At 39.2% G+C, this 6,329-nt stretch carries 4 protein-coding genes and 2 pseudogenes; all 6 read right to left on the minus strand.

From position 1 onward, the window contains the following. Positions 1-3: 3 nt before the first annotated feature. Positions 4-849 (minus strand): 3-hydroxyacyl-CoA dehydrogenase, encoded by an 846-nt coding sequence (locus tag AB1471_RS06790; protein WP_367778977.1) that lies wholly within the window; start codon positions 847-849, stop codon positions 4-6. Further along, the gene (locus AB1471_RS06795; protein WP_367778978.1) at positions 849-2,828 is read right to left on the minus strand and encodes a TRAP transporter permease; all 1,980 of its coding nucleotides are present in this window, start codon (positions 2,826-2,828) and stop codon (positions 849-851) included. The genes AB1471_RS06790 and AB1471_RS06795 overlap by 1 nt, the downstream gene beginning before the upstream one ends. Before the next feature lie 35 nt (positions 2,829-2,863). Continuing rightward, positions 2,864-3,856, minus strand: coding sequence for a TAXI family TRAP transporter solute-binding subunit (locus AB1471_RS06800; protein ID WP_367778979.1), 993 nt, complete (start codon positions 3,854-3,856; stop codon positions 2,864-2,866). A 17-nt stretch (positions 3,857-3,873) separates the two neighbouring features. Then, positions 3,874-4,527, minus strand: coding sequence for a 3-oxoacid CoA-transferase subunit B (locus AB1471_RS06805; RefSeq protein ID WP_367778980.1), 654 nt, complete (start codon positions 4,525-4,527; stop codon positions 3,874-3,876). Continuing rightward, positions 4,511-5,197: pseudogene (locus tag AB1471_RS06810) on the minus strand (CoA transferase subunit A). The gene AB1471_RS06805 and the pseudogene AB1471_RS06810 overlap by 17 nt, the downstream one beginning before the upstream one ends. A 569-nt stretch (positions 5,198-5,766) precedes the next feature. Continuing rightward, positions 5,767-6,147 (minus strand): annotated as a pseudogene (locus AB1471_RS06815) (recombinase family protein); the annotation flags it as partial. Between the last annotated feature and the right edge of the window lie 182 nt (positions 6,148-6,329).

A 6,329-nucleotide genomic window follows, 5' to 3' on the forward strand; every position in this document is an offset into this window, starting at 1 on the left:
TCCTTATGTATATTCATAGAAACCACTACCACTTTTCTTTCCAACCCTCCCAGCCTTTACATATTTAATCAATAGTGGACAAGGTCGGTATTTCTCACCTAATGTTTCATACAAATATTCCATATTCCGAAGTCGTGTATCAAGCCCGACGAGATCTGCAAGTTCAAGAGGCCCCATTGGGTGATTCAACCCAAGCATCATTGCTTTATCAATATCTTCAGCACTCGCGACTCCTTCCATAAGCATGTTCATTGCCTCATTGCCAATCAGACAATTCATCCTTGAAGTAACAAAACCAGGAAATTCATTTACTTCAACTGCCTGTTTTTTCATCTTGGTTGCAACTGCTTTAACAATTTCAACTGTTTCATCAGATGTTTCCAAACCACGAATAACTTCAATAAGCTTCATCTTATGCACTGGATTAAAAAAATGCATAGCAATGACTTTATCTGGGCGAGATGTCTGCGCACCAATTTCCGTTGGGCTCATCGTCGATGTATTTGTAGATAAAATTGTATCCGGCTCACATATTTTATCTAATTTCTTAAAGATATCGATTTTTACATCAATTTTCTCGAGTACAGCTTCAATTACCAGTTGCGAATCTTTTGCTGCCGATGCAAGATCGACTTCATAATTTAAGTTTTCTTCGGCAAGAGCGTATGCTTCTTCTTTCAAAAAACCTTTTTCAAAGCTTTCATAGAGTAATTGATCGATACTACTTTTCGCTTTTTGAAGGATTTCTTCATTTAAATCATTCAAAAACACTTTGTAACCGGATATGGCACAAGCGTATGCAATTCCTTTACCCATAACACCTGAACCAACTATTGTCACTGTTTTCATCAGTACATCCCCTTTGCTTGTACAGCTTCTTCTTCAATAATTTTTATTCTGTCATTCCTTTGCAGCAGGTAAATCAACGTTAATATGATGACCCCTGCAATATCTGTATAAATGCCAGATACGACCATTAACATCGAACCGAGAAACAGGATGATCCGCTCATACCAGTATGCATGACGAAGTAACCATCCTTCTACGGCACAAGCAATCCCAATTATTCCAATGATAGCTGTAATTACAGATAAAATTATTTGTGTCGCACCCCCTACCAATAAGAGTGTTTCGCCATATACGAACAAATAAGGAACGATGTAAGCAGCAAGTCCCAATCGAACAGCCGTCAAACCTGTTTTCATCGGCTCCGATCTTGCTATTCCGGCTGCAGCAAAAGCAGCAAGAGCTACTGGTGGAGTTATTGCTGATAATGCTGCAAAATAAAACACAAACATATGCGCTGCAATTGGTGCAACACCAAGACCTATTAAGGCAGGAATTGTTAAGGGTACCTGAATGATATATGCTGCAACAGTAGGAAGTCCCATACCAAGTATGATACTCGTAATCATCGTGAAAATTAGCGCTAAAATCAAAATACCACCTGATAAGTCAATAATAATACTACTGAACTTCAGACCAATTCCTGTCAATCCAATAACTCCAATAATTAATCCAGCAGCCGCACAGGCAATTGCTGTTTCAAGGGCAGCCTTAGCTCCTAGATCTAGTCCTTTAACGATCGTTTTGAATGAAAGACGACTCTCTTTACTAAAAGCGGCTACTAGTATCGTGCCAACAATTGCATAAAGCCCCGCTTTCATTGGGGAACTACCTCCTACAAGCATGACAACGATAACAACAAGTGGTATAAAGAACATAAATCCTTTTTTGAAAATACCCAAGAAGTTCGGTAGCTCTTCTTTCTTTAAGCCAACAAGTCCAATCCGCTTTGCTCGCAAGTCCACTTGGATAAACAAACACAAATAGAATAGTACTGCAGGGATTATAGCTGCAATTGCAATATCCATATATGGAACTCCTAGATATGAAGCGATAATAAATGCTGACGCTCCCATAATCGGCGGCATAATTTGACCACCTGTTGATGCAACGGCCTCAACGGCACCTGAGAAGTGACGTTTATAGCCAGTTTTCTTCATGAGCGGAATTGTAAACGCACCGGTTGTCACTGTATTTGCAACAGCACTTCCAGATATGGTTCCAAGGATCGAACTAGCTACAATCGCTGTTTTTGCCGGGCCACCACGATATTTCCCCATTCCAGCAACGGACAAATCAATAAAAAATTGTCCCGCTCCAGAAACCTCTAAAAATTTCCCAAACAGGATAAACATGAAGATGAAAGTCGCTGATACTCCAAGTGGTGTACTGAAAACACCAGTAGCGGTATAGAACAAATGATCAATAATCCACATTGTCGAAAATTCTCGATGAGAGAGGGCTCCTGAGAATAAATGCCCCCAAATACCATAAATCAGAAAAGCCAAAATGATAATGACGAGTGTATTTCCCACTACCCGCCTTGTGGCCTCAATCAACACAATACCTGCAGTAATACCAATGGTAATCTCAAAGCCTGTCAATTGCTCAATGTAGCTCATTCGCGAAGAAATCTCCTGTGCATTAAAGACAAAGTAGGAATAAGCTCCAGCTGAAAGCAAAATCAGCAGCCAGTCATACCAGGGGATCAGCTTAGATTCAGATGCCTTTTTAGTAGGCTTGTAAATAGCAAAAACAAGAATCAACGCAAAACCCAAGTGGGCAGACCGCTGTAAAATCGATTCAAAAACACCGAACAGTGCTGTATACAAATGGAAAAGTGACATAAGGATCGCAATAATAGAAATAAATGTGCCGACTGCCCCCATTAACGGGCGCAGTCTATTATTCAGAAGACCATCTTCGTCGTGTGTCGCTTTTTCTTCGATTTTGTCTAAATCAAAGTTTACTTTCCTTGCCATAAAATCACTCTCCTTGCTGAAAAAATACATTCAATTTATTCCATTGCTCCAACTTCTTTGTAATATCTCTCCGCACCTGGATGCATGTTTCCGACATTATTTTCAACAGAATATTCAGCGTCAAAGTCATTCATGACAGAAGAAATTGTTTTCCATGTATCTGCATTTTCCACCATCATCTTGGTTAAATTGTAAACATCATCTGTACTCATCAAATCATCATCCACTAACAACACAGTGTATCCTGCGACCGTATTTACATCTTCTGTCACTTTCGGATATGTGCCACCTTCTATCGTGTACGGTAGGTACCCTTCATTCTTTTCATAAAGCTTCTCGACCACTTCTTCTTCAAGTGGGATTAAGCGAATTCCCAAAGTTGTATCTAATTCTTGGAAAGTCGATACCGGTGAAGCAATCATTCCCGCAATCGCATCGATATGACCATCACGCAATAAATCAGCACCATCCGAAGTCCCAATATATTCAATTCGTTCTAGATCATCATAAGAAATCCCTGAAAGTTCTAATATATCCAAGAACGCAAGCTCACCACTATATCCTTTAATCCCAGGGCTTACTATTTTCTCTTTCAAATCTTCCACTGAATAGATATCCGAATCAGCACGTACAACAATGTGGAACACATTTGGATACAGTGTCGCTACTGTACTGACATTATCAATTTTTTCTTCGAATGGACCACTACCGTTTACTGCTTCCTCGACAGTTTGTCCGTTACTAAAACCTATATGGTAGGTACTCTCACCAAGACCTAATATGTTTGAAATAGATCCACCTTCAACGATTGTTGTGGAAGAACCAGGGAATACATCTGCCATTTTATCAGCCATGGCACCAGATAATGTATACCAAAAGCCTCCTACAGTCGCAGAACCAAAGGTGATTTCTGAAGGAATTTCTCCATCGCCACCCTCAGCCGCTCCACTTCCTGCATCAGAAGAACAACCAACTAAAACCATTGTTATTGTAAACACAGCTATAAATAATCCCGCTATTTTTTTCATTTACCTCTCCCCACTTTTTACGTAATAATTTTTTCTTCACTATACTTAAATTCGACCCCTGTGATTTTTCTCAATTCATCCACACTCATGTCAGATAATATTTCGATGAGTTCAGTACCCCTATCTGTAAACCTGAAAACAGCGTGTTCTGTTACAAGTAGATCAGCTTTTCTAACACCACTACTAGGTAAGGTCAGCTCTTTCACAAGTTTCGGTTGACCGTCTTTTGCCAGATGCATAGAAGCGATAACAATTCTCCTTGCACCTGCAACTAGATCCATCGCTCCACCTACACCTAAAATCGTCTTTCCTGGAACCGCCCAGTTGGCGATTTCACCATGTTGATCCACTTGAAGTGCACCTAACACAGCCATATCCACATGCCCACCACGAATCATAGCGAAGGAATCTGAACTATCAAACAAGGACGCCCCAATATTCATCGTAATCGGTTTCTTACTAGCACTAATTAAGTCCATATTAATATTTTCCTTATCCGGTGTCGGACCCATTCCAAGCAGCCCATTCTCTGATTGTAAATACACTTTTTTATCTCCAAGGTAATCAGGGATTAATGTCGGAATGCCCACGCCAAGATTAACCACTTCCCCATCCGATAGTTCTTTGACCACTCTTTTAGCAATTTTAATGCGCTCAGTTTGACTCAACATATTCACCTCTCTTTTTCACGTATTTATTTAACACGATAAAATCTACATACACATGTGGTGTAACAATTTCTAAAGGCTCCAATTCACCCGCTTCAACAATTTCATCGACTTCAGCAATAACCACTTTTCCAGCAGTTGACATCGCTGCATTGAAATTACAACCAGTGTGATCATATACAAGATTCCCTAATGTATCCGCTTTCAAAGCTTTGATCAAAGAAACATCACCCTTAATCGCTTTTTCAAGAATATACGTCTCTCCATCCATGACCCTCTCTTCTTTACCTTCAGCAAGCTTTGTCCCAACAGCTGTTTTTGTGTAAAATCCACCAATTCCAGCTCCACCGCATCGAATGGCTTCAGCCAAAGTACCTTGTGGAACGAGCTCAATTTCCAATTCCCCTTCCGACCACGCTTGTACTGCATCCCGATTTGTAGTGAAATACGACCCTTTTGCTTTCTTCAAAGATCCAGACAACAATAGCTTTCCTAGACCTTTCCCTGCTTCACCTAAATTGTTACTAACAACCGTCAAGTCTTTTTTACCAGACATAGATAGTTCATCAATTAGAGTAAGTGGTGTTCATGATAAACCAAATCCACCAACAAGCAACGTATCCCCATTGTTGATATGTTTTGAAAAATCAGTCTTTTTTAGTAACTTCTCCATAATGATCCTCCTTAAAATATGACTTAAATGTGTGTATCGCTTGAAATTTAGACTTAAATTAAAGGATGCCTGATGTAATTTGGATATCCTTCTAAAGTGCATCCATTAAAATCATTCGTTATAAAAGTGTTAATGATCATTCCGTATAATGGAATGATCATTCTATTTATCTATTTTTCATTGTAATAGACACACTTTACAAACGCAACACAGTAATCTAAATTTTCTAAATATAAATTATTTTTGTGTTGAAATTGGAAGTCATTTCTAAAGGTAAAATAGATGAATAAATGCGCCTACAACTACAAGAAAAGAATGTTTCGTGAAAGATGCACACAACATGATTAATACTTTGATTCTGGGAATACGGTGTCGGTCCTATAGTGATACCTAACTTATTTTACGCTCTCTCGTACTACTAAAAAAGATGTTAATTCTAATGACATTAGTATCTTGTACATTAGAATTAACACCTTCGTTTAACTTAATTTATCACGTCTGTTGATCAGCTAGTTTTCACCAATTATACATATAAAAGATGACCCGCTCCTAGTGGGTTTAAACATGGAGGCTTTTCCTTCTTGGACCCTTTCGATAATTATGTTTCGCTCTATTTCTGCTACAGCTAACATCGTTTGTAAGAAGAATCGTCCCATCGTAGTATTCTCGGGCATCCCCACATTCAACACATGAACACGTACACCCTTATCAAATAGACCTTCAATCACTTGAATGCCTTCTTGTACATTCCGTGCGAGTCGGTCCAATTTAGTGACGACTATGGTATCTTCTTCTTTTATTTCCTCTAGCAGCTGATTAAAAACAGGTCGATCTGTTTTGATGCCCGTATATTTTTCTCGCATGATCAAATCACACGTTTCTTTTTCTAATTGATCCATTGGACACAACATTTTGGCGTGTGTACTTACTCTCGCATAACCAAATTTCATCTATTTTCTCCATTCCACATCATGTACAATAGATATAAGATAAAGAATTTTTAAGAGTTTTCCTGAGGAGAAATTTTTTGGAGGTGAGTGGATGGTTCTACAATCTTTTCCGTTTCCTATCGTGCAGGCACCGATGGGAGGTGGCGCATCAACCCCCGAACTTGCATCTGCCGTATCAAAAG

The sequence above is a fragment of the Jeotgalibacillus marinus genome, assembly GCF_040801915.1.
In the GTDB taxonomy this organism is placed as follows: Bacteria; Bacillota; Bacilli; order Bacillales; family Jeotgalibacillaceae; genus Jeotgalibacillus; species Jeotgalibacillus marinus.